Source organism: Microbulbifer weihaiensis, assembly GCF_048323715.1.
Taxonomy (GTDB): domain Bacteria; phylum Pseudomonadota; class Gammaproteobacteria; order Pseudomonadales; family Cellvibrionaceae; genus Microbulbifer.
On sequence record NZ_JBLWFL010000001.1, the window covers coordinates 558,857 to 582,727 of the forward strand.

The window sequence follows — 23,871 nt, forward strand, 5'->3', positions numbered from 1 at the left end:
GCTGGGGTAGCATGCCCGCTTTCATACCGGGTGGGGACACGGGAGGCCGGCGGTGCTTACAATCTGGCGTTTTCTGGACGGCAATCGCGCGCACGAAAAGCAAAGTGCCGCCCTGGTCAGCGGGCTTCGCAGTTGCCTGGGCCCGGAGCGGGTGGATTGCCGGGATCTGTCCTGCAGCGAGATTCAGGTTCCCCTGTGGGGGAGGTTACCCGAGACGCTGCACCGCCTGCCAAAGCCGGATTTCATCCTGGGTGCCGGCCATCGCAGCCACTGGGCGGTACTGCGGGCCCGTCGCTGCTTTGGCGGCCGCAGTGTCGTGATTATGGCCCCCAGCCTGCCGATTGACTGGTTTGATTTTGCCATTATCCCGGAACATGACCGCCCGCCTTCCGTCGAGAATGTGATCCTGACCCAGGGCGCGTTGACCGAGCCTCTGCCGGACTTTCCTGTCGAGCCGAACCGCGGACTTTTGCTGTTTGGTGGCCCGAGCAAGCATTTTCACTGGGATGCCCAGAAAGTGCTGGCGCACGCCGAGCGGTTGTTGCAGCAGCCCTTGCAGTGGGTGGTTGCAGACAGTCGTCGCACCCCGGAAGGGACACTCGACCACTTTGCGGACAGTGGTGCAGGGCTCTACCCCTGGCAGCAGTGCCCGCCGGGCTGGCTGGCGGAGCAGATGGCGCGTGCCGGCCATATCTGGGTCACAGGAGACAGTGTTTCGATGATTTTCGAAGCGCTGCAGAGCCGGGCGCGGGTTGGCATCATCAGCTTGCCCAGTCGCAATCCCCGCAACAAAATCCGCAGTGCGGTTCAGCGCCTTATTGATCAGGGGCTGGTAACCGAGGACATCGCTCTGGAACCAGCGTTATTGCCGACACGCAAGCCTTTTAACCAGCAGGTAAGCTGCGCCCGGGCACTGTTGCTGCGGTCGGGCTTTTCCGTGGCCGGGGATAAGTTCAGTGCGTGAGCACGTGACCCATTTGCGCGCTGATGGCCGCGTGACGCCGGAGGGCAATACCGCGGAGCGTCCGGTGCTGAGAATCTGCCACCTGTTTTCCAGCCAGGAAGTGGGCGGGCTGGAGAAACATGTGCAGGAGCAGTGCAGCTGGCAGCTGCACAATACCACTGCTGAAGTTTATGTGATTGCACATCCCCGTTATCGGGCGATGTTTCCCGCTGGCGTTCACTTTCTGGCGTTGAATACTGATCGCAGCCGCCGCAATCCGTTGCTCAGTTTGCAGTTATTGCGGCTACTGCGCCGTCACCAATTCGACCTGGTGCACACCCACGGTGGCAAACCCGCGAACCTGATGCGGGATTTGCAGCGGTGGATCCGCGGGAAAGTGGTGATAACCCGGCACAATATCCCGCACCCCAGAGACAGCCTGGCAAAGCACTTCCCGCACCGCATCGCAGTGAGCCACCGCGCAATATCCGATTCAGCGCTGGAATGGCGGGTGATCCCGAATGGCACCACGCTGCCACTACCGGGGACAAGTTATCGCGAGCATTTGGATGCGGGCCGGGCCGCGGTGATCTCCGTTGCGCGCTTGGTGCCCGCCAAAGGGCTGGATACCTTGCTGCGTGCCTGGGCGATGGCGCAGGTAGGGGATGCTGTGCTCTACCTTCTGGGCGATGGGCCTCTTAAAGGCGCGTTACAGCAGCTCGCAGACGAATTGAAACTCGGTGACCGCGTACGCTTTGTCGGCTATCAACCGCAGGTTGCCGACTGGTACTCAGCGGCAGACCTGATGGTGATCGCCTCCCGCTATGAAGGTGGACCCTACACGGTGGCAGAGGCGTTATTGGCCGGTTGTCCGGTGGTGTCCACGGATGTGGGTTACGTGGCGGAAAACATCCCTGCGCAATACCTGGCCGGGATTGATGACGTGCAGGGGCTGGCCGTGTCATTGACGGCTGCACTTGGGGATCGGGAAGCTTTGCGGGATAACTACAGCCCTTACTTCGCGCGCGCCCGCGCGCGCCTGACCCTGGACGCGATGGCAAAAGAGACCTGGCAGGTGTACCTGGAGGCTTTAGGGCAGTCCGGCATTAACGCCGGCGGCTGAGCTTTTCCGCCTGTTTCCAGGTCAATGCCCGATCCGACACTTCCCACTCCACTCGCGCCCACATCCGCTGGATGCGACGTTCGATATAGCGGGCGCCGGAGCGATCAAGCAGCAGTGCGGACGGCAGGAAGGTGCCGCGCCCCAGGCCGTCGATCAGTACCAGTTGCAGCTGATCTCCCGACTCGCGAATGACCAGGTTGTGGGGCAGGATGTTTTTCGTCATCACCCTGGTGGCTCTCAGCCATTGGGCGAAGCGATCCAGCGCGCCGCGGATGGGTTCGTCCAGCCCGTGTTCCTGCAGGTAGTGTTCGAGGGTGATGGCAGGGTTTGCATCGCTCCCGAGGATTAGCTCGGATACCGCGCCCGGCCCTTCCGTGGTTTCTTCCATCCCATACCAGCGCGGCAAATGCTGCCAGACTGGACTGTCCGCGGGCACATTGTGCAGGGCCGGCTGGCTGTACCCCTCAACTTCGCGCACATTGTCGTCAAACTGGGCGTCACTAAAAAACGTTTTGTACCAGGGGGCACGTTTGCGCAGGCGCGCAATCCGGCCCGGGAGCATGACTTTCACACAGCGATCCGGAAAGTGCGGGTGGCGATAGCAGTGGCGGTTGCCTCCGGATGCGAATGGCAGTGACTTGCTCAGGTCGATCAATTGCATGCTCCGTTTCCAGCGCGATTCTCCGCGAGCATTTTCTCGTACAGCGCGATGGTGCGTCCGGCCTGCTCGGCAAAGGTAAAAGCGGGGGCGAGTACTGGTTTTTCATCGCTTTCCAGCAATCGATGGCTGGTCTCGAGCAATGCTTTCAGGTTGCCGTTTTCCACCAGACCAGCGGGGAAACAGCCGCGGAGGGATTCGGCGGGGCCGCCGATGTCGTAACCAATGATTGGCGTGCCCATGGCGGCGGCTTCAATCACTGTGCGCCCGAAAGGTTCCGGTTTCTTGGACAGGTTGTACACCAGCGCGGCGTGGCGGTACCACTCGCGGATGTCACTGCGGTGACCGACAAAAGAAACGCGGTGTGCCACCCCGAGCCTGTGGGCAAGTACCTGCAGTTCTTCGGCAAAGTGCTCTTTGTTCTTTTCCGCCCCGCCGAGCACAACACCGTGAATATCGCTGCGGCTTTTTGCCAGCTCGGCAACCAGCTGAATAAAGTCTTCCTGCCCTTTCCAGCGCGTCAGTCTTCCGGGCAGCAGCAGCCAGCGCTTGCTGCGCAATGCGGGGAACGCTTCCAGCGTGGTATCGAGCCAGCCCGCTGGCGAGGGGATGTCGGGGGAAAACTCGCTGGTGTCGACGCCGCGGTAAATGGTTTCGGGTTCCGCGTGCAGGTAATCGCGATAGTTATCGAGCAGGTAGTTCTTTACGCAGTCGGAAATGGCGATGACCTGTTCGGCTTTTGCCATGATGGCGCTGTAGCGATTGATGGAATACAGGCCGTGCGCGGTACTTACCAGGCGCGGCCTGGATTTATGCGACAGCTTTTTCCAGGCGAGGTACGTAAGCCAGGCGGGCACCCGGGAGCGCACATGCAGGATATCCGGTTGCAGCTCCTGTATCAGCCGGCGCAGGGGGCGCACCTGGCGCAAACTGGTCAGGGACTTTTTGTGCACTGGCAACGCGATGTGCCGGCTGCCTTCGCGTTCCAGTTGTGCCACCAGACGGCCGCCGCTGGATACGACGATAGACTCGTGTCCAGCGCTCACCAGAGCGCGAGCCAGATCCAGGGTGCCGCGTTCAACCCCGCCGGAATTTAACGCAGGCAATAACTGGATTACTTTCACAGAATACTTCCCCGCCGTGGTATGAGTTTCAGGCGCGGATTATAGGGGAACATGCCAGTTCAGTCCGTGTTGGGGGCACACCTGGCCCCGCTTGCCGCGGCCGCCAGCTGGCGCTTGGCTGCCCATAGCTGGGTCAGCAGTCCCCCGCCAACAATCGCCAGCAGCAGCCTGCCACTGTCGAAGAACAGGTACGATTCGAAGCAGTTGATAATGGCGAACAAGACTGCAAACGAGAAGGCGAATGTGAGGTTGCTACCGGACAGCAGTCCCGCGCGGTAATAGCGGATGCAGCGACTGGCGAACCAGTAAGCCATGGCGGCCAGCAGCAGTAACCCGAGCAAACCGAAACTGACCAGTAGATCCAGGTAGCTGTTGTGCAGGTGGCCAAATCGCTGCTTGATCTCCGGCGGCAGGTTTTCGGAATGCTCGAAGATCAGGCTGCGCCCGTTCCCGCCCCAGCCGACAATCGGGTGCCGGGCTATCCAGTGGGTGGCCTCGACCCAAGTGTGAAGGCGAATGCCGGTGCTGCTGAAGGGAACCTTCTCCAGGTCGCCCTCCTGCATGAGTTCCAACGTCTCCTGTTCGGCTTCCAGGCGATGGGTGACGATATCCCCAAGGGATAAATAGCCCGCGAGGAGTGCAGCACAGCCGGCGGCCGCGATTGCAGTGGCGAAATAGCCGCGATGGCGCTTGAAATGCTTGTTCAGGGCAACTGCACTGGCACCGAGCAAAACAAGCAGTGCTGCCAGGAAGCCGGCCCATACCCCTCGGGTCTGGGTGAGGATTACTGCACTGATACTGATGGCGAGGGCGAGAAACCATCCCAGCCGAACCAGCCATGCGTATTTGCGCCGGCGTAAAATCGCCGGGGCAAATGCGAGCAGCCCGAGTGCGGCGGTGGCAAACAACATCGCTGTGTGCTGGGCATTGTGCAGGCCGAAGTCGATGCGCGAACCAGCAAAACCCTGTTGCCACTCCTCCAGGCCACCCCCGGAAATCCACGGCGATAGAAGCAGGCCGGCGAGCGCTACTGCCCACAGGATATGGGCATTGCGCGACTGCCCGCCGAGAATGACGGCAACGGGAATCATGGCGAACCAGGCCGTAAGCCGATGTACCTTGAAGGAGGACTCGGCCCATTGTGGATGCCACAGCCTGGAGGCTATCCATGAGACGAGCGCGATGCCTATGGCGGTCAGGGCCAGCCAGACAATGGCCGATCTGCGCAGGGATACGCCGTCAACCGGCTTGCCGTAAATGGCCAGCATCGCGAGCCCGCAGAGGTTGGCAAGTATGGCGGCTTTCTCTGGAACCGAATCGAGGCTGATTCCAAAAAAGGCAAATACGAGCAACGCGAGAACCCCGGTGGCTTGCAACCAGGGCCGCGATGCCATCAGCTGGTTTGGCTGCCAGCCGGACTTGCCGAGCCAGTGGTGGTGCCATGGCGAATACACGGCAGGCGCCGGGTTGTTGTCGAGGGTTTCAGGACTCGGGTTCATAGACAAATCTTCTGATAGTGCTGGAGCACCTGTTCTGCTACGTGTTGCCAGGTAAATTCAGCGGCGACCCTCTCCAGGGCGCGCTGCCCCATGGCCTCGCAGTCATCCGGCCGCTTCAGCAGCCGCTCAATGGCATTCTGGAGTTGCTGGGGCGACTCGGCGTCTACCAGCAGTCCGGTGGACTCGTGGCGGATGATATAGGGGATACCGCCTACATCCGAGCCGATCAGTGGCAGGCCACAGGCCATGGCCTCGAGGCCTGCAATACTGGTCGCTTCCATGAGTGATGGCAGCACACTGGCGTTGGCTGCGCGATAGATATCCGGCATCTGCGCATTGTCCACTGCGCCCAGCATGTGAACCAGACCGTTCTGGATCTTGTGCTGCAGTGTTTGCTCGATCTCCGCCCGCTCGTTACCGTCCCCGGCGATCACCAGGTGCAGGCGAGGATCGGCTATTTCCGCCACGGCCTGGGCGAGGTAGCGAACCCCTTTTACCGGAACCAGCCGGCAGGCAATCGCAATGACAAATGCATCTTCGGGAATCCCCTGCTGCTTCCTGAAATCTGATGGGCCGGGGCTGAACAGGGCGTTGTCGACCCCGTTGGGGATAAAGGTGATTGGGCCGGCGTAGCCGACGGCGCGGGTTTTTTCCGCAAGTATCTCGCTGGGTGTCAGCACACTGGCGACAGGTTTAAGGAGTCTGGACATCTTGTCGCGCGTGCGCTGGCTATGTTCGGCCCTGCGCACAAACGAGGACGTATGATTGGTGAACAGTGTCGGCACTTTCTGTCTCGCGCAGGCCCGCAATGGGCGCATGCCGTGGACATGGGTGAGTTCGAATCCTTCCTGCTCGATCAACTGTCTCAGTCGTCGCCCGAGGCGCCAGTCGTAGATCAGGTGGTTGTCGGGCAGGGAAAGTCGCTCAACCTCAATGCCCTGCAGTTGCTCGCTGGCGGGTGTCGAGTTATCGCGCCGGCGGCAAAGTACCCGAACCCGGTGCCCAAGTTGCACCAGTGCGCGGGAGAGTTCGAATACATGGGTCTGCACCCCGCCAACACTGGGCGGGAACTCATTGCTGACCATCAATATATTCATTGGACAATTGGCTCATTTACAGCAGAAACGGTACTGCGGGAAGTAGATCGCACCAGCATGGCGCGGAGATGGAGTAGAATGCTACCAAACGCTCGGGGTATTTCCACGGAAATCGTTCCCCGGTAGAAAGTCAACAAAATCTCGTTTCAAATTTGATGCGCCACCTTTACACCTGGTTGTTCAGGCTCTCCCTCCCGTTCATGTTGTTGCACCTGTGGTGGCGCGGCCGGGCTGATCCTGCCTACCGCAAGCGCTGGAGTGAGCGCTTTGGCATGGTACCTTCAAGGCCTGGAGGGCGGCGCCGCTGGCGTGAGCGTTTCGGTGTGGTGCCTGATCGCGCGAGCCGCGCCCCCCTGATCTGGATTCACTCGGTCTCCGTGGGTGAAACCCTCGCGGCCATCCCTTTGATCAAGGAGCTTGCCGCCCGCCACCCCCGCTGGCAGTGGCTGGTGACGACTACAACCCCCACCGGTTCCCAGAGTGTGCACGACGCGCTGGAACCTATCCTCAACGGTCGGCTGCTGCATTATTACCTGCCGTTTGATTTGCCCGAATGCCTGATGCCCTTTATGCGGGCGTTGCGGCCCAATATTCTGGTCACTATGGAAACGGAACTGTGGCCGAACCTTCTGGCCGCATGCGCCGGTCGGGGGATCCCCGCGGTACTGGTCAACGGTCGTCTCAGTACCAAGTCCGCCAAGGGCTATGGGCGGATCTCCCGCCTGAGTCGGGATATGTTCAGCCATCTTACCAAGGTGGTCGCACAGTACCCCGCCGATGCGGCCCGGTTTGTCGAGCTGGGCATGCCAAAAGAAAAAGTCGTGGCGGCAGGCAGTATCAAGTTTGACCTGCATATTGGCGCCGGGTTGGTGAGTGAAGCCCAGGCCCTGTCCCATCAGTGGCGCGGGAGCCGCCGCCGACCGGTGTTGCTGGCGGCGAGCACGCACGCTGGTGAAGATGAGGTAGTGCTCGACGCATACAAATTGTTGCGCGAACAGTTCCCGGATTTGCTGCTCGTACTGGTGCCCAGGCATCCGATCCGCTTCGATGGCGTAGCGAGAATGTGCAGAGAGCGGAAGCTCAACGTGGCTCGGCGCAGTGATGGGGTAGCGCCAGCGGCCACGGATCAGGTTTTGCTAGGGGATACCATGGGTGAATTGTTGCGGTTTTACGGCGCTTGCGATGTAGCCTTTGTGGGCGGCAGCCTGGTTCCCGTGGGTGGACACAATATGATTGAGCCGGCGGCCTGGGGTGTGCCGGTCGTCTGCGGGCCGTACCTGCATAATTTCAGCGTGGTTTCTGATCTGCTCAAGGAGGCAGGTGGTCTTGCCGTGGTGGACTCTGCGGAGCAGATGGCCCAGCAGGTGGGAGCATGGCTGGCGGATGATGACAGCCGTGCGGCCGCAGGGTCCCGTGCGCGGGAAGTGGCTGCGCAAAACACCGGGGCCCTGGCGCGTACTGTGAGGGAAGTCGAAGCCGTGATGCAGGGTTAAGTACCGGGATTGATTGCGTACTAACGCCTAAAACCACAAAAAGCCTGGCATTCCAAATGCCAGGCTTTTTCATTGCTGAGTGAATGCTGCCGCCGGCTCAGTGCTTGTCTGTGGCCTTGCGCACATTACTGCGGATCTGGGTACTCAGCTTGCTGCCTGTATAACGGCCTTTGCTGACATGGCGGATGCGGTAAACACCTGGGATCTCCAGGGGGACGCCCTGGGAGCCCAGCAACCAGCGGAAAGCGCGGTCTTCATGGGCTTTGCACCAGCCTGCTGCGGGTTTCTGGTAATAGGCCAGGCTGTTGCAGTAGCCGCCGGCGCGGGCGATATCGCCGTGGGCGATCTGCAGCGGGCCGGTGGCGCGATCCCGGGTCTGCTCGATGAAGCGGGAGTCATCGATATCAATGACTCGCAGATCCTTGGGGTCAAAGTTCAGCATCGGGTCGTCGTCCGCCAGCAGTGAGGTTATCCGCTCACGGGAAGGGAACACGAGGCTGTCGGTACGCCCCTGCAGCAGCTCTGCGAGCTGGTCGATACAGTTTTCCCGGAACATCAGGTCACAGTCGGTAAACCAGATCCAGTCGGCCTTGGTGGCCAGTGCCGCTTCATTGCGGCCGATTGCGCGCCGGAACAGGCTGTTTTTCGGGAGCTCGCGCCAGTTCCAGGTTACCCCGTGTACCTGTTGCTTGCCAAAGAAGTCCAGTACAGCTGCTGTGCGCGTATCTTCACTGTTGTAGTACACGGTCATGGTCACTGTGGCTTTGGTGGGCGGGTACAGCGCCAGTGAACTCAGTTGGTAAATCAGGAAGTGGGAGTACTGCCAGCAGTGGCTGACAATTTCTATGTCCAGCTTGCCGGTACGTGCAGCGCGGGCCTCTTTTGCGGGCAGTGGTTTCTGGAACAGCGATGCGGGTACCCAGCCGCTGGCGGCTGCACGCAGAAACAGTTCGACGATCGAGTCGGACCAGTGCTTTTGGGGAGTTTTGCTAGTCATATTTTGTTTGGTTTTGTAGAACGCTAGTCGGGCCTAAGTGGCTTGAACGACGTGTTTACTCCGGCCGGTAACCGCTTTCGGTCAGCTGGCGGATGCCCTGCGGGGTTTCGATGATACCCTCACGCGCCACGCGCAGGCGCATCGCCTTGTTGCGGGCGACAATCTCCCGGTCGGCATAGCCGCGGGGGTGATCCAGGTGGATACAGATTGCATCGAAGCGCACATGGCGTGGCTTGATACCGGCATTTTCCAGGCGGACGCCAAATTCGCGATCCAGCCCGCCCCAGGCCATCCGTTCTTCGAAACCGTTTACCGTCAGTATGTCGCTCAGCCATGCGGAGGCATTGGAACCCTTCAGGTTGCAGGCCGTGAGCGTGAGCCGGTTCAGCAGCGGCGCCCAGCGTTCGCCGGCGCGAATTTTCATGGTCTTGCGTTTGGTTTTGAGGCCGTTCTCCCGGAGCCAGGCGTAGTCGAAACAGCGCCCGGAGAGGATGTCGTCCTTGGTGATGGCTTCACTGGTGCTCATCGGCAGCTTGAAGTAGCTGCCGGACAGAAAGTACCCCGGCTCGGCGCGGCGTTTGTGCACCGCCAGGAAATCTGCGCGCGGAATGCAGTCGCCGTCGGTGAACACCACGTAGTCACCACGCGCGTGCAAAATGGCCTTGTTAAGAATCCGGCACTTGCGAAAGCCGTCATCTTTCTGCCAGACATGGCGGATATCAAGGCCCGTTTCTTCGCGCATGCGGGCCACCAGCTCAGCGGTTTCGCTGGTAGAGCCGTCGTCGGCAACAATGACTTCCAGTGGCTGCTCAGTCTGGCAGCTGTATCCCCACAGAACCTTCTCGAGCCAGGTCGGGGAATTGTAGGTTGTCATGATAACGGACAATTTCATGGGCATTCTGCGGTTGGCTGTGTGCATAGCGGGTTTTGGAGTCGGGGGAGGATATACCAAGCCTTAGGGTAAAGCGAACCCGCCGGCGACCGGCGGTTCAGAGTTGATATCCGTAATATCCGGCAGCGTCTTCGAGCTCTTTGCGGAGAGAACTTGATAGCAGTTCGAGGGTAATGTCTTCGCGCTTTTGCCCGCGGGTATTTACATTGCATGGGAGGGCTTCGAAGGCCTGCCGTAACTGCTTTCCATCGTGTGCAAAGCCCACCTGATCCAGAATGTTCTGCAGCAGGTGAAGGTCAAGCTCTTCGATGCGATAACGCTGGTAACGCTTGCCCCCTGCCCGTAATTCCACCATCGCGTTCCAGTCTATCCAGAAACGGGCCAGCCACGCCGCCTGTTCTGCGAGTGGCAACGCCGCGAAGCTGGTTTTACTCATACGCGGAATATTGGGAAGGTGGCGGCTGCGGAAGCGCCCGTGCACCCAGCCTTTTTTCTGGCGCGAACGAATGAAGGCCAGTGGATGGCGCAGCTGGTGGAAGACCAGTGTGTCATCCGGGAGGTGCGGCAACCAGGGGGCAGCCTCCCATGCGGCCTCTCCGATGACTGCTGATTCCCAGTTGAGTTGGCGCAGGCCGCTGCGAGCCATCAGTGTCTGCAGCGCACTAGGCCTGCTTCCAGTGAAAAATTGCTCGTGGGTACAGTGGCAGCCTACCTGGCTCAGTATTTTGGCCGTGTAGGTAGTGCCAGAGCGGCCGCAGCCGGTGATAACGAATCGCTTGGTCATGCTGGTCTCGGTGTTATTAATATGCCGAGTCCATGGCGTGATGCTTAAACAGTCTATGGAGTTTGCCGATCAGAGTTAAATGTTCGACTCCAGAATGGCCGTTCTGTTCACCAGATTGCGACGTTGTTCACTGGTTTGCGACTGAATAACGGGGTTCTGGTATGCTGCGCCAAAATTTTTGGACAGAGAAAAATGCACATTTTTGTCTTTTCGTATAATCGGGGCCCGTTTCTCGAGAACTGCATTCAGTCCATCGAAACCTGCGCGCCGCACTGCCGGTTGACGGTGATTGACGACGGCAGCGATGACCCGGACACCCGCCGTGTACTGGCGCAGATTGCCACTCGCCACCAGGTTATCGACAAAACAGCAGAATCCGGTCACAAGTTGGGCGGGCTCTATGCGAATATGCAGGCCGCCTACGAAATGGCCAGCGACGACGAGCTGATCTGTTTCCTGCAGGACGACACGCAAATGGTGCGCCACCTGAGCGAAGCGGACATCCTGGAGTTGCGCGAGCGTTTCGAGCAGCAGCCGGATCTGGGATTTATCTCTCCGGCATTCGTGCGTGGTTTCTCACTGAAAAAGCCGGCCAATCGCGATTTCCGCTTTGATAAAGAGCGTGATTTCTGGTTCTGGTACCCGGGCAAGCGCTCCACCGGCACCTGGTTTTCCGCGCTGCTGATTGCGAATACAGCGCGGTTGCGCCAGGTCGGCTGGCAGTTTGAGGTCGGTGAGTCGGTGAATAATCGCAAGGCAGCGAAAATCTTCTGCCGCATGGCGCGGATGCGCGTACCTTTTTCCATGTGGTTGCCCAATGGCCGGGCGTATCGTGGAAAGCAGAAGTCACTGGCGTTGCGCTTTGGGGAGTGGTCCCGTCGCTGTGGCCTTTACCCGCTGGAAATCATGACAGTTGATGAAGTGACTGCGTTGCAGGCCCAGGAGCCACCCAAATTGCCTGTGGCCGAGGATTACCTGAAGGTTCGCGGTGAGCACCAGTTGAAGTCGCCCTGGGCGTACGACCCCATGCAGGGGGCGGGGTGGCTTAAGGTGCTGGACCGTATCGAGCGCAAAATACGCGGCCTTTTTTCCTGAGGCTGTGGCTTTTCCTGAGGTTATGGCGCGGACGTTTGCGCGCTTGAATATTCTTAATCCAAGAGTTTGTGCAGCGCTGGTTGGCGCATGGGAGGGGAGTCCTCGTGGGGTACCGACAATTCAGGAGTAAACTGGCGAGAGTAATCTACGATGATGAAATCGTCGGCGCCGACTGCGAGAAGCTGTTTAACCGCGAGTGGCTGCAGGCCAACAGTGCGTGTGCCCAGGTCGAACGCGGCAAGGCGGTCATGTTCGAGTACAAAGGCGTAGAACTGGTATTCAAGCAGTATCACCGCGGCGGCCTCGCAGGGCGACTGGTGGAAAAGTCCTATCTGTACAGTCGGCTGGCCAATACCCGGGTGTGGCGGGAGTTCAATATACTTCGCGAAATGCGCAAGCTGGGCCTGCCGGTGCCGCGCCCGGTGGCGGCGCGCTGTGTCAGTGTCCCGCCACTGGCGTATCGCGGAGCGCTCATTACAGAGCGGGTGCCGGACTCTGAAAATCTCACGGAAAGGCTGTGCCGCGAGCCCCTGGATAACGCACTGTGGAGCAAGCTCGGTGCGTTGGTTGCGCTTTTCCATCAGCACAATATCTATCACCCGGATCTCAACGCCAGCAATATTCTCCTGACGGAAAACGGCGATTTTTACCTGATTGACTTTGATAAGGGGGCTATCCGGAACGCGCCCTCAAATCAGGAGGCGGAGGCCAATATTGCGCGCTTCCGTCGCTCCCTGGACAAGCTGATGGGGCGCCATCCGGTGTTTCATTTTGACGATCGCAACTGGGCGGCCCTGGAAGAAGGTTACCGCAGGGCAATGGCAGGCTGAGCCGGCCGTTGCCTGCCGGCACAGAACAGAGGGGCTTCACACTGAGTAGTAGCTTCGGTACCAGTCCACGAATTTTTGTACACCTTCCCTGACCCCGGTTCCCGGTTTGTAGCCAATCGCCTGTTGCAGCCTGGTGGTATCGGCGTGGGTATCGGGGATGTCCCCTTTCTGCATGGGCAGCAAATCCTTGATGGCCTTTTTCCCCAGAGACTCCTCCAGTGCTTCGATATACTCAGACAGCTGAGCCGGGTCGCCGTTGCCGATATTGAAAACGCGGTAGGGCGCGTTACTGGTTGAGGGGTTCGGGTCAGCACTGGACCAGTTGCCGTCTTCACTAGCGATCTGGTCACTGGACTTGATAACACCCTCAACGATGTCGTCGATATAAGTGAAATCCCGGCTGTGGTGACCGTGATTGAATACGGGGATCGCCTTCTCCTCGAGGATCAGTCGGGTGAATTTAAACAGTGCCATATCCGGCCTGCCCCACGGGCCATAGACGGTAAAAAAGCGCAGGCCAGTGGTCGGCAGCTTGAACAGGTGGCTATAGCTGTGCGCCATCAGTTCGTTGGCGCGCTTGGTGGCGGCGTAAAACTGCAGTGGGTGGTCGGCGCTGTGATCCTCGCTGAATGGCATGGTGGTATTGCCACCATAAACGCTGCTGGTGCTGGCGTAGGTCAGGTGCGGGCTGGAAGCGTGGCGGCAGGCTTCCAGCAGGTTGGCGAAACCGATCAGGTTACTCTCTACATAGGCTTCCGGGTGCTCGATCGAGTGGCGAACGCCGGCCTGTGCTGCGAGATGAATTACGCGGTCGAACTGGTGCTCGCTAAAGCATTGGTCGAGAAAGCTTTTGTCGGCGATATTGCCGCGGTAGAACCGGTATTCGACATCGGTGCCTTGCTGGCCGGCGACATTGTCCAGCTCCCGCAACCGGCTTTCCTTGAGGCTGGTGTCGTAATAGTCGTTTACATTGTCGATGCCGATAACGGAATCGCCGCGTTCAAGCAGGGTTTTGGCGACATGGAAACCGATAAAGCCTGCGTTTCCGGTTACAAGACACTTCATGGACGACCTTTGGTCACTACTGAATAGATGGCTGAATAGGGCTGGCGGTTCGGGCCGCCGGGGGCCCGGCAAAGCGTTCCAACATTGTAGCCCGCGGTTGATCGGGCACCTTGCGCAACACGGCCCTCACAAAAAAGGCCGGCACTATAGCAGTGCCGGCCTTTTTTTTCTGCGGTATCAGTAGCGGTTATTTACTGAATGGAACCGCGCCGGTATCCAGAATGTGCGCACGGGATACGGGGTCGCCGGGGTTCAGGCTGCTGTCCAGCTCCTGCAGGTCCTGCGGCGCCAGCAGGCCGGCCACCAGTTTCAGGTTCAGGGTGTTCAGGACATAGTCGTACAGGGCGTTGGCATAGTCGGTCTGCGACTGGGCCAGGGTGCGCTGGGCCAGCAATACGTCGACAATGTTGCGGGTGCCCACTTCGTAGCCGGCCTGGGTGGCATCCAGTGCGCTTTTGGCGGAAATAACCGCCTGTTCGCGCGCTTCTACACGGGATGCGTCGGTAGTAACGGCCCGGTGCAGGGTGCGGGTGTCCTGAATGGTGTTGCGCTCGGTCAGGTTGCGCACGTCCTCGGCGCGGAAGGCCAGGTTGCGGGCTTCACGACGGCTGGCGCTGAGGCGGCCGCCGGTGTAGAGCGGCATGTTCAGCGTAATCGCGGCAATCCTGGTTTCGATGTCGTCGTCCACCGGAATAGAGGTACCAAAGGCATCGGTATCGCCTTCACTGGTGGCCTTGCGGTAGCTGAGCGATCCGCTCAGGGTCGGCAGGTGATCGGCTGCCGAGGCGCGGGCGCCCAGGCGCGCTGCATCAGAGTTCAGGCGCGCCGCTTTGAGACTGAAGTTGTTCGCCAGGGCAAAGTTGACCCAGGATGCGCGATCGGCCGGATTTGGCGGCGCGACCGAGAAGCTCTCCACCAGCGGGGCCACGGTATCGTGGTGCTTGCCGGTCAGCACAGACAGGGCGTCAAAATTGCTCAGCAAATCGTCCTGGGCGGTGAGACGGCGGGCACGGGCGCTGTCGTAGGCGGAGCGGGAATCGTACACGTCGGTAATGGCGGTGAGGCCAACTTCAAAGCGCTGCTGGGTTTGTTCCAGCTGCTTGGCCAGGGCTTCTTCTTCCGCGCGGGCCGCTTCGAGCACGTCGTGGGCACGCAGTACGTCAAAGTAGGCGCTGGCGACCCGCACCATCATGTCCTGCTGGTTGGCACTGAATTCTGCTGCAGCCTGCTCGCTGACCTTTTTGCCCTGCTTGTAGCCAAACCACGCGGGCAGGTCGAACAGTGCCTGGCTCAGGCTCGCGGAGTAGGTCTTGTCATCAGTATCGGAGCTGGTCGAGATTGGGAAATTGATCAGCTGGGAAGTGGTATTGCCGGTTACTTCGTCAACGACTTCCTGAAGCTGGGTGCGAACAGTGGATGCGTCGGTTTCGACCCTGGCTACTTCCGCGGAAGCATTGACCTGCGGTAGCAGGGCAGAGCGCCCGAGGTTTTCGGCTTCGAGGCCGGCGCGGTAGGCGGCGCGATCCGCGGCCAGCTGCGGGTCGTTGTCCAGTGCCTGCAGGTAGATTTCCCACAGGGTGTCGGCCTGGGCCTGCATGGCGCCAAAACCCATCAATGCGGCGGCGAGCAGGGATTTAAGCGGGCGCAGAGTGCGCTGTTTAGCACTTCTTGTCATTACTATTGAGTTCCTGTGACGGCTACGGTCTTCAAGTTTCCGGCGCTGCGGCCGGGTCGGGTGGCGCGGGCCACCGCAGGCGGCTGCCTGCTTTTCCTGTAAACCATGGTGCCAGTCTGTATTGGTGCTCTTAAGGCGGTGCTGGCTTGGCCCCGGTTTGTGATTCTTTACTTATGCGTTGAACGCAACAGGGCCGACGGTCGCGAAAGTGTACCTCCCGGCTGCGGGAGCGTCGAGGCGACGGGCACTGCATTTTGGTATATCTTCGTTAAATCGACGCGATTAAGCGTTCAGTAGCAATTTATCAGCCGCCGCCCACCATCGTCGCAACTTAACGGTATTCCGGCGTCGAATGCCTTTTTTGCCTCGGGTACCATCTGGCATTGCCCCGAATATCGAAACAGACGCCGCGAATCGTCGAATCAGATGCGGGGCAGGCTCATTTTGGGGCCGAAATCAGGAGTTGGGTGTGGGCCATGCTGGAAATCATCAGTACAGAGGCGATCCATGGCCCCGTTGTTACAACCTTCACCGCATGGCGCAGGCAACTCGTTACATTGCTGGCGGCGGGCCTGCCATCAGTGTGACCTTTTACTGACAACACTCACGGCTCCCCGGGGCTGCAAGCTGGTGTGCCCGCGCTGTGGTGCGACCCAGCACCGCAATATGGAGCGCAGTATCGCGCACACCCTATCGCTCAGCATTAGCGGAATCCTGTTGTTTATCCCTACCGCGACTTTGCCGCTGCTGGAGTTTTCCCTGTTTACCTTTGGCGCCGAAAACACTTTGATGAACGGTGTTGAAGCGCTGTTTGCGGCAGGTTATCTCTGGTTGGCGTCGATTGTTTTGTTTTGCAGCGTGATTGCCCCACTGGGAAAGTTTGTGATGCTGACGTACATCTGCCTGGGCAGTGCCTGGGGGCGGCTGCGGAAGTCCGTGGCCCGCACGTTGCGCTGGTATGAGCACTTGCAGGAGTGGGGCATGCTCGATGTCTATATGCTGGGCATACTGGTGGCGTTGGTGAAGATGTCGGATCTGGGCAAGATGGAGGTCAAACCCGGCCTCTATTGTTTTGTCGCCATGATGGTGGCGGCGAGCGCCGCACAGGTCTCGTTTGACGCGGAGACTGTGTGGGAGCGCCTCGCCCGTCGGCAACGGCAGTCTCGGCCCTCCGGTGATCACGCCCCCGAGGTTGGTCAATGAACCGGCCGGCACGTGCCCTGTCGGAAGGGTTGTGGGTCTGTCTCGGGTGTCGGCTGTTGCTTGCGCCACCAAAAGGCGCCGCAAGCTGTCTGTGCCCTCGTTGTGGGGCGCGGGTACACGCCAGGATCGAACGCAGCCTGATGTTGACCTGGGCACTGTCGATTACCGGGGCCCTGCTGCTGATACCGGCGAATATTCTGCCGGTGATGACGGTGATCTATCTTGGTTCCGGGGAGCCCAGTACGATCATCGGTGGTGCGCTGGAGCTTTATGATGCCGGGCTGTGGGGAATCGCGCTGATAGTGTTTGTCGCCAGTATCGCGGTACCGGTGATGAAACTGGTGGGGCTGGCGATGCTCTGCCTGATTGTGCAGTGGCGGCTGGATGTCTCGCCCCGGCAGGCCATGCGGGTGTATCGGGTGGTCAACGCGATCGGGCGCTGGTCATTGCTGGATCTGTTTATGATTTCGATCCTGGTCGCGCTGGTGGACATGGGGGCGATTGCCGAGGTGCAGGCTGGTCCCGGCAGCACGGCATTTGCCACGGTCGTGGTGGTCACCATGTTTGCCGTGCGGGCGTTCGACCCGCGCCTGATCTGGGACATGTACGAGGAGCGCGAGCTCGAAGTGGAACGAGCCCGGCGAGAGGCTGTCCAGAACAGCGACCAAAATAATGGCCAGAATTGCGATAGGGAGAATGGATGAGCGAGCCACAAGCGGAGTACCAGGCGCAGCCCGAGGGGCTGGCGCGGCGCAGCCGCGGCCTGTCTCTGGTATGGCTGTTGCCTCTGGTGGCCGCGATTATTGCTGCCTGGCTGCTCTATCGGGATTTTACCGAGGGGGATATCAAGGCCACCATTCTGTTTCCCACCGGCGATGGCCTGGTGAAGGGCAAAACCGCCGTAAAATACTCCGGCGTCGATATCGGCGTGGTGGAGAATTTCCGCTTGATGCCCAATGCCAAGGATCTGAATGGCGCAGATGGGGTTCTTGCCGAAGTCAGTTTTAACCGCAGCGCGGCTTTCCTGCTCACCAAGGGCAGCAAATTCTGGCTGGTAAAGCCCCAGGTCTCACTTACCGGTGTGCGCGGGCTGGAAACCCTGGTGTCCGGTAACTATATCGCCGTCGATCCGGGCAGCGGTGAGCCGCAAAGGCACTTTGTTGCGGCGCCTGAGCCACCGGTTTATGTGCGTGGTGACGGATTGCGGGTAACGCTGACGTCGTCGCGTCTCGGCTCCCTGAACCGGGGGTCACCGGTGTATTACCGCCAACTGGAGGTGGGCCAGGTAGAAAATTACCGGCTCTCGGAAGATACCAGAAAGGTTGAAATAGAGCTGTTTATCCGCCGCGAGCACGCAGACCTGGTGCACCGCGGCAGTCGGTTCTGGAATGCCTCCGGCCTCTCCGTGCAGGGCGGGATCAGCGGTGTGAATGTCGAGCTGGAGTCTCTCGCCTCGCTGATTGCGGGCGGTGTCAGCTTCTACACGCCGGAATCCCAGCTGCAGTCACCCCTGGCGACAGATGGCACCGAATTCAAGCTGTACAAGAGTTTCGCCGCAGCGGATGCCGGTATCCCGGTGACGTTGCAATTCGACCGCGGGGTGAGTCTCACCGCCGGCAGTACCCAGGTGGTGTACCAGGGAATCCAGGTAGGGGAGGTGAGCCGGGTCAAGGCCAATCGGACGATCGATGGCATGGAGGTCGAAGTGCTGATGGATCCCAGCACTGACGACCTGCTGAGTGAGAACACCCGCTTTTGGCTGGCGCCGCCGACACTGGACTTCTCTTCCGGGGTCAACGACCTGTTGCAGGGCAACCGGATCGAAGTGGACCTGCGCCGGGGAGAGCGCTCCCTGCGCACCTACAGCGCAAAATCCAAGCCACCGGCAAAAGATCCCAGGGCGCCTGGCTTGCACCTGAAGCTGACGGCCAGAAACACCGGCTCCTTGCAGCGCGGTGCCTCGGTTTACTATCGGCGGGTGCCGGTAGGGCGGGTGCAGGGGATGGAATTGAAAGGTGACGGAACCGGTGTCGAGGTGTATGTGGTGATCGAGCCCGAGTATGCGCACCTGGTCAATTCGGAGAGTCGCTTCTGGAATGTGAGCGGCCTGCGCGCCAATGCCAGTCTGCAGGGCATTGAAGTGGAAGCAGACTCTTTGCTGTCGATCGTGCGCGGTGGCATCGCGTTCGGCAGTGGTCCCAGAGCCTCCAAGATTGCCACCCCCGCGCAAAATGGCGAAAGTTTTCGCCTGTACGCGAGCCTTGAAGATGCGATGGAAGAGGGAATCACCATCTATATCGCGCTGAGCGGCAACGAGGGCCTGAAGGAGGGCGCGCCGCTGCGATACCGGGGTATTCAGGTGGGCGAAATTACGCGTATGTACCTGAACCGGGAGCTGGATGGAGTCCGTGCCCGTGCGAGGCTGTTCACGCGCGCGGAGCAATTCGCCCGCGGTGGAACCCGCTTCTGGATCGTGGGGCCCAAAATTGGCCTGGGTGGTGTGGACAATCTCGAGACCCTGATCACCGGTCCATACCTCGAGTTGGAGCCCGGTGAAGGCGAGCCACAGGTGGAGTTCAGGGCATTGCCGGCAAAGCCGGAGTTGGATCTGGCGGATTACATGATGAAACCGGGACTGGCGCTGATCCTGGACGCGCCGCGCCGCGGTTCCCTCAAACGTGGCAGCCCTGTGTATTATCGGCAGGTACAGGTCGGCCAGGTCACCGGCTATCAGCTGGGGGAACTGGCGGACCGGGTTTATATCTATGTGTATATTGAGCCCGAATTTCGCACCCTGGTGCGTGAGCACACGGTATTCTGGAATGCCAGTGGCGTGGAGGTGAATTTTGGACTGAAGACCGGGCTGGATGTGCATACCGAGTCCACTCAGGCACTGCTGGCCGGTGGCATCGCGTTCGCAACGCCGAACAATGCAGAAATGGGACTTGAAGTGGAGTCCGGGAGCCACTATCCCCTGTATGGCAAGGCCAAGCCCGAGTGGCTGCTGTGGAGCCCAAAAATAGAGTTGTACCCGAATATCGAGGATGGCTTTAAATAGAGCCGTCTAAACCTCAGTGAACACACATAACTCCAACTGCGGAAAGGGAGAACGGATGCGTATTCCATTTGCCGGCCTGATGGCCGCACTGCTGGCTCTGGCTGGCCTCACGGGTTGCTCGCCAACCCAAGTCGAAAAAATCCAACCACGCAGTGCACCTGTTGCCTTTTCGACCTACGCCTGGGGTACGGAAGCACTGAGCGCTACGTCCGGCTCGTCCGCACAGCTGGTGGAGCTCGATGCAGAGCTGCGTCAGGTGGTCGGGGCCCTGATGGCCGCACGGGGCTATCGTCAGCTGGACAATCCAGCTAATGCCGATATGGTGGTTGATTATCAGGTAGCGATTATTGAAGAAGAGTTCGCGGGTGACCCGCAAAATGAAAGCTGGGACGCCCAGTTTGACAGCAATGCGCAAGCCAATGTAGTAGAACTGCCAACACGCACTGGTGCTCCCAGGGTGACCCTCGGGGTTGGCATCGGCCCGGCAAATGGCGCCGCGATCTGGGGCGGCAGGGCGACCAAACTCATCACGCGCCCCGAAGACAAGGCCGAGCGGCAGCGGATTCTGGATCGGGCTGTCGCGGAAATCCTGGAAGATTTGCCTCCTGCCCGCTAAGGACTGCGGCTAACGGCTATAGCTGAGTTTTAGCCTGGTATTAATTCCAAGTGTATTCGGCAGGGACGCCGGTACTCTCAATGCATCTGTGGGAGAACTTATGGCTTCACTGCTAAGAACTATCGGTATCGTGCTGCTGGGCCTGTGGCTCGGCGGTTGTACAACCCCCAACCCGGTCGCCGTGGATTACGACCCCGGGTTCAAATTCGCCAACCTGCGCAGCTACTACCTGCTCGATCCACTCGCCACCGGAACCGTATCCCCCTTCGAGATCAAGCGTGCCGGCCAGGCTGTGGATAATCAGTTGCGCGGACGCTATAGCAAGGCCGAGAGTCCGGAAACCGCGGACTTTCTGGTGCGTGTACAGCTGCTCAGCAATGACAAGGTCGCGGTGTATGAAGACCCGTTCAGTATCTATGGCGGCTACCGCTATTTTGGTTTTGGCTGGCGGGCGCCACTGCGGGTGCGGCAGTATCAGGAGTCCAATCTGATTGTTGATGTCCTCGCGCCGGATAACGCGCCTTTGTGGCGTGGCAGCCTGCCCTCCAGCGCGGCGCGTCACGATGAGCCGGAACACCAGATGCAGCAGCTGAACAAAGAGGCGGGACTGATCATTGGCCGCTTTCCTCCATACAATGACGTAGGTTATGACTGAGCGATACGCTTGGTGAATGGTCGCCTGGAGCTTTATGAGCAGTAACGAAACGGATCTGAAACCGCCTTTTACCCGCGGTGCGGTCGATGTGATTTCACGTAAGGTGGCCTATGACGGCTTCTTCAAAATGCACAAGCTGCGCCTGCGCCACCGCTTGTTTCGCGGTGGCTGGAGCGCCGAAATGGATCGCGAGCTGTTCGTGCGAGGAAACGCAGTGGGGGTGCTGTTGTATGACCCGGAGCGCGAAACCGTAGCCCTCGTCGAGCAATTTCGTGTTGGAGCCCTGGAGCGGGATCAGGGCCCCTGGTGCCTGGAGCTGGTTGCCGGCATGGTGGAAGAGGGGGAGTCCCTCGAAGAGGTCGCGCGTCGCGAGCTGCAGGAAGAAGCCGGGCTGGAGGTGGCTAAGCTGCACTTTATTTGCAGTTACCTGCCCAGTCCGGGAGGCTCCAGCGAGCGCATGCACCTTTTTTGTGCGGCAGTTAACCTGAACGGTGCTGGTGGTCACTTCGGTCTGGCCGACGAGCATGAGGATATCCGCTTGCGGGTTATCCGTTTGCAGACCGTGCTGGCGGCGCTGGATGATGGCTCGGCAGTCATTGATAACGCAGCCTCGATAATCGCCCTGCAGTGGTTACAATTGCACCGTGAAAAACTGCACGAAGGGCAATAGATTTTCCCTAATGGCAATCACCAAAGGGTAGTGCCACCCTTGGGGACGCGATAGGCCGCTCGCTATATGCGATGAATGTGCGCGACCCTGCAAGCAAACTGAGAGATCAATCACGGCGCGAACTCAACAGGAGTGTCGATAATGGCGGTACCGGTAAACACGAACCGGAAAGCAGTTTCGGTGTCCCCGCGAGGGGGCTCGAGTGCGATGTGCCGGAGGGGCAAACCACGTTATCAGGTGGATCTGCCCAACTATCATGCCGACTGCGATGCCAATTATCTGCGCCTGTGCAAGTTGATGCCGGAGTTGGCGAGTAACCACAGTTGGCGTTACCGGATGCCTGAGTGCACTCTGGAAGTTTCGGTAGTCGAGCGCAGTAGGTATACCACGGAAGTAAGCTTACTGGCGTGTTCCGGCAGCGAAGGCGCTAAACAATGGCTTACCCCGCCCCCGATCACCGTGCGCCTCTATCACGATGCGCGTATGGCTGAAGTGGTATCGGTGGACGGGCAGGGGCCGGTGGGTGGTGACGGTCTGAATTTCCGTTACCCGAACCCGGCCATGCACAATGAAGACGAGCGCCAGCAGGTCAATCGCTATTTGAGTGAATGGCTGGCGCACTGCCTGGCAAATGGTCGCGCTGAAGCTGAAATTCAATTGGGAGGTCAGCGCTTCTGAGTGCCCCGGGCGCACAGGGACGTATCGGCAAGGTGAAACAGTGACTTCTGAGGCAATCACATCCAAACACAGGTTGATCCAGATTACCGACCCCCATATTGGCGGCCGGCAGGATTATCAGTTGCTGGGTTTGGATACCGGCCACACTTTTGACGAAGTACTTAATTCGGTGGCGGCGGAGCCGCACAAGGCCGAATTGATGATCGTGACGGGCGATGTGTCGGCCAATGGGTCTGAAGATGCTTACCGCCGCTACCTGCGCAAAATCCAGGCCTTTCCCATCCCCTGGTTCTGGCTGCCGGGAAACCACGATAATCCTGCGCGAATGGATCAACTGGCTCCGCGCCGCCGGCCGGAAGTAGCCAGCATCGGCAACTGGCGGCTGCTGTTGCTCGATACCAGCGTGCGCGGGCAGATTTGCGGCGGCTTTGACGAGGGTGAGTTGGCGCGTATCGAAGTGCTGCTTGAGCAGTATGCCGATCACCCGCTGATGCTCATGATGCACCACCAGCCAGTGCCGGTGGGCAGCAACTGGATTGACGGGCACATGCTGCGTGAAGGCCGCGATCGCTTTATCGAGCTGGTCACGGCCGCCAAGCAGGTTCGCGCAATTGCCTGGGGGCATGTGCATCAGCAATTTGATGAAAGTCTTGGGGATATTGGCCTGCACGCCACCCCATCCACCTCCGTGCAATTTACCCCCGGCAGCGGCCCCTTCTCTGTCGACAGTGAAATGCCGGGCTATCGGTGGTTTGAGCTGAATGACGACGGCAGTTATGAAACCGGCGTTGAGCGGGTTCATATTAGCGAATACAGCGTGGATCTTGCCTCTTCAGGGTACTGACAGCTTGGGCTGCCCGCACGCTCACATTGACTGGGTTTGTCCTGCACTCATCGCAGCCACATTGCGATAATTTCCCCCGCCCCACTTTTATTTATGACTCAGCGTTCTAGAATGGTGCCGGAGTTACGCTCGCGCTGACAAAAATCCACGTATATGCTGGAAAGGGAAGGCTGAGGGTCATTATGAAAAGTCGCAAGTTCAATAAATTCCTGATGTTCCTGCTGTTACCACTCGCGCTGGTTGCGGGCTGCGCGCAGCAGGGATCGGTGGATGGCATCGATGCACAGTCTGTGGACGATGGCCTGTTGCCAAGAAAAACTGGCCTCGACAGTGTCAGTGCCGCTTATGCGTTTGATCTGGGTGGGGCCAAGGTGTTTCTTGAGCCGGTCAACATCGAGTATCGCAAGCGTTACCACAGTATCGGCTCCCCGCTCAGGGACAAGGATTATGAGCTGGAAGACAAGGATCTTGCCAGGCTGCAGGAACTGATGGGAGAGACTCTGGCGGAGGCATTCCTCGCGCCCCGACGCAGCGAGCTGGTAGAAAACAGAGCCGATGCCGACTACGTACTGCAACTGGATCTGAAACGCTTCGCACTGGCGGCACCGCTGGATCCTTCGGCGTGGATTACGCGCGTCTACGCTGACAATAGCGCGGACGGCACGCTGGTCGGTGAACTGAAAGACAGCGAGGGCAACCCCGTTATGCGCTTCAGCGACCGCCGCGAGATTGGTGATAATCTCGGCGCTTTCGGCACCATGAACCGCTATGAACGCTTTAATCGCGTCACTTTCTGGTCCGATATGAAAATCGATATGCGCCGTGCCTTCTCCAGTCTGGACAAGTCGCTGCGATAGCCATATTGCAGTGCT

General features: G+C 59.5%; 23 protein-coding genes. 14 read left to right on the forward strand and 9 right to left on the reverse strand.

Going from position 1 to position 23,871, the window contains the following annotated elements; all coding sequences use genetic code 11:
- Positions 1-52 precede the first annotated feature (52 nt).
- Positions 53-964, forward strand: a complete 912-nt coding sequence (locus ACNKU7_RS02405) for a mitochondrial fission ELM1 family protein (RefSeq protein ID WP_418295360.1) — start codon at positions 53-55, stop codon at positions 962-964.
- The gene (locus tag ACNKU7_RS02410; RefSeq protein WP_418295361.1) at positions 957-2,066 is read left to right on the forward strand and encodes a glycosyltransferase; all 1,110 of its coding nucleotides are present in this window, start codon (positions 957-959) and stop codon (positions 2,064-2,066) included. The genes ACNKU7_RS02405 and ACNKU7_RS02410 overlap by 8 nt, the downstream gene beginning before the upstream one ends.
- On the opposite strand, the gene ACNKU7_RS02415 is transcribed toward ACNKU7_RS02410, so the two are convergent.
- Genes ACNKU7_RS02415 through ACNKU7_RS02430 form a run of 4 tightly spaced genes read right to left on the reverse strand, consistent with a single transcriptional unit; the run spans position 2,050 to position 6,444 of the window.
- Complete coding sequence (locus ACNKU7_RS02415; protein WP_418295362.1) at positions 2,050-2,727, reverse strand: YrbL family protein; 678 nt, start codon at positions 2,725-2,727, stop codon at positions 2,050-2,052. The genes ACNKU7_RS02410 and ACNKU7_RS02415 overlap by 17 nt on opposite strands.
- Positions 2,718-3,848 (reverse strand): glycosyltransferase, encoded by a 1,131-nt coding sequence (locus tag ACNKU7_RS02420; protein ID WP_418295363.1) that lies wholly within the window; start codon positions 3,846-3,848, stop codon positions 2,718-2,720. Before ACNKU7_RS02420 ends, ACNKU7_RS02415 begins: the two co-directional genes overlap by 10 nt.
- 59 nt (positions 3,849-3,907) lie before the next feature.
- The gene (locus tag ACNKU7_RS02425; protein WP_418295364.1) at positions 3,908-5,347 is read right to left on the reverse strand and encodes an O-antigen ligase family protein; all 1,440 of its coding nucleotides are present in this window, start codon (positions 5,345-5,347) and stop codon (positions 3,908-3,910) included.
- A complete protein-coding gene (locus tag ACNKU7_RS02430) occupies positions 5,344-6,444 on the reverse strand; it encodes a glycosyltransferase family 4 protein (protein ID WP_418295365.1) in 1,101 nt (366 codons plus the stop codon). Before ACNKU7_RS02430 ends, ACNKU7_RS02425 begins: the two co-directional genes overlap by 4 nt.
- Before the next feature lie 200 nt (positions 6,445-6,644).
- On the opposite strand from ACNKU7_RS02430, the gene waaA reads away from it, so the two are divergent.
- Positions 6,645-7,937: a lipid IV(A) 3-deoxy-D-manno-octulosonic acid transferase gene (gene waaA, locus ACNKU7_RS02435; protein WP_418295366.1), complete on the forward strand. Its 1,293-nt coding sequence runs from the start codon at positions 6,645-6,647 to the stop codon at positions 7,935-7,937.
- A 97-nt stretch (positions 7,938-8,034) separates the two neighbouring features.
- Here the strand turns inward: waaA and ACNKU7_RS02440 are convergent, their stop codons facing one another.
- The 3 genes from ACNKU7_RS02440 to ACNKU7_RS02450 form a co-directional block, all read right to left on the reverse strand.
- On the reverse strand, positions 8,035-8,934 hold the full coding sequence (locus ACNKU7_RS02440) for a glycosyltransferase (protein ID WP_418295367.1): 900 nt from the start codon (positions 8,932-8,934) through the stop codon (positions 8,035-8,037).
- Between the two features lie 55 nt (positions 8,935-8,989).
- Positions 8,990-9,826, reverse strand: a complete 837-nt coding sequence (locus ACNKU7_RS02445; RefSeq protein ID WP_418295368.1) for a glycosyltransferase family 2 protein — start codon at positions 9,824-9,826, stop codon at positions 8,990-8,992.
- 97 nt (positions 9,827-9,923) lie between these two features.
- Positions 9,924-10,610 carry a hypothetical protein gene (locus ACNKU7_RS02450; protein WP_418295369.1) on the reverse strand — a complete coding sequence of 229 codons (687 nt, stop codon included), beginning with the start codon at positions 10,608-10,610 and terminating at the stop codon, positions 9,924-9,926.
- Between the two features lie 192 nt (positions 10,611-10,802).
- Here ACNKU7_RS02450 and ACNKU7_RS02455 point away from each other — a divergent pair, with 192 nt between their 5' ends.
- Both ACNKU7_RS02455 and ACNKU7_RS02460 read left to right on the forward strand, forming a co-directional pair.
- Complete coding sequence (locus ACNKU7_RS02455; protein WP_418295370.1) at positions 10,803-11,705, forward strand: glycosyltransferase family 2 protein; 903 nt, start codon at positions 10,803-10,805, stop codon at positions 11,703-11,705.
- Between the two features lie 104 nt (positions 11,706-11,809).
- Entirely contained in the window at positions 11,810-12,535 is a 726-nt protein-coding gene (locus tag ACNKU7_RS02460; protein ID WP_418295371.1) for a 3-deoxy-D-manno-octulosonic acid kinase, read from the forward strand.
- A 36-nt stretch (positions 12,536-12,571) separates the two neighbouring features.
- Here the strand turns inward: ACNKU7_RS02460 and ACNKU7_RS02465 are convergent, their stop codons facing one another.
- The gene (locus ACNKU7_RS02465) at positions 12,572-13,600 is read right to left on the reverse strand and encodes an NAD-dependent epimerase (protein WP_418295372.1); all 1,029 of its coding nucleotides are present in this window, start codon (positions 13,598-13,600) and stop codon (positions 12,572-12,574) included.
- Positions 13,601-13,787: 187 nt separating this feature from the next.
- Positions 13,788-15,275, reverse strand: coding sequence for a TolC family outer membrane protein (locus tag ACNKU7_RS02470; RefSeq protein WP_418295373.1), 1,488 nt, complete (start codon positions 15,273-15,275; stop codon positions 13,788-13,790).
- Between the two features lie 666 nt (positions 15,276-15,941).
- Here ACNKU7_RS02470 and ACNKU7_RS02475 point away from each other — a divergent pair.
- From ACNKU7_RS02475 to ACNKU7_RS02515, 9 genes are all read left to right on the forward strand, one after another.
- Entirely contained in the window at positions 15,942-16,478 is a 537-nt protein-coding gene (locus ACNKU7_RS02475; protein ID WP_418295374.1) for a paraquat-inducible protein A, read from the forward strand.
- Positions 16,475-17,182, forward strand: a complete 708-nt coding sequence (locus ACNKU7_RS02480; protein ID WP_418295375.1) for a paraquat-inducible protein A — start codon at positions 16,475-16,477, stop codon at positions 17,180-17,182. Before ACNKU7_RS02475 ends, ACNKU7_RS02480 begins: the two co-directional genes overlap by 4 nt.
- Positions 17,179-19,536, forward strand: a complete 2,358-nt coding sequence (locus ACNKU7_RS02485) for a PqiB family protein (protein ID WP_418295376.1) — start codon at positions 17,179-17,181, stop codon at positions 19,534-19,536. The genes ACNKU7_RS02480 and ACNKU7_RS02485 overlap by 4 nt, the downstream gene beginning before the upstream one ends.
- 55 nt (positions 19,537-19,591) lie before the next feature.
- Positions 19,592-20,152 carry a DUF4136 domain-containing protein gene (locus ACNKU7_RS02490; protein WP_418295377.1) on the forward strand — a complete coding sequence of 187 codons (561 nt, stop codon included), beginning with the start codon at positions 19,592-19,594 and terminating at the stop codon, positions 20,150-20,152.
- Positions 20,153-20,252: 100 nt separating this feature from the next.
- The gene (locus tag ACNKU7_RS02495; protein ID WP_418295378.1) at positions 20,253-20,807 is read left to right on the forward strand and encodes a DUF4136 domain-containing protein; all 555 of its coding nucleotides are present in this window, start codon (positions 20,253-20,255) and stop codon (positions 20,805-20,807) included.
- Positions 20,808-20,841: 34 nt separating this feature from the next.
- Positions 20,842-21,477, forward strand: a complete 636-nt coding sequence (locus tag ACNKU7_RS02500) for an NUDIX domain-containing protein (RefSeq protein ID WP_418295379.1) — start codon at positions 20,842-20,844, stop codon at positions 21,475-21,477.
- Between the two features lie 237 nt (positions 21,478-21,714).
- On the forward strand, positions 21,715-22,155 hold the full coding sequence (locus ACNKU7_RS02505; RefSeq protein WP_418295380.1) for a DUF1249 domain-containing protein: 441 nt from the start codon (positions 21,715-21,717) through the stop codon (positions 22,153-22,155).
- Between the two features lie 40 nt (positions 22,156-22,195).
- Positions 22,196-22,999 (forward strand): metallophosphoesterase, encoded by an 804-nt coding sequence (locus ACNKU7_RS02510; RefSeq protein ID WP_418295381.1) that lies wholly within the window; start codon positions 22,196-22,198, stop codon positions 22,997-22,999.
- 182 nt (positions 23,000-23,181) lie between these two features.
- Entirely contained in the window at positions 23,182-23,856 is a 675-nt protein-coding gene (locus ACNKU7_RS02515) for a hypothetical protein (protein WP_418295382.1), read from the forward strand.
- Positions 23,857-23,871: the final 15 nt, after the last annotated feature.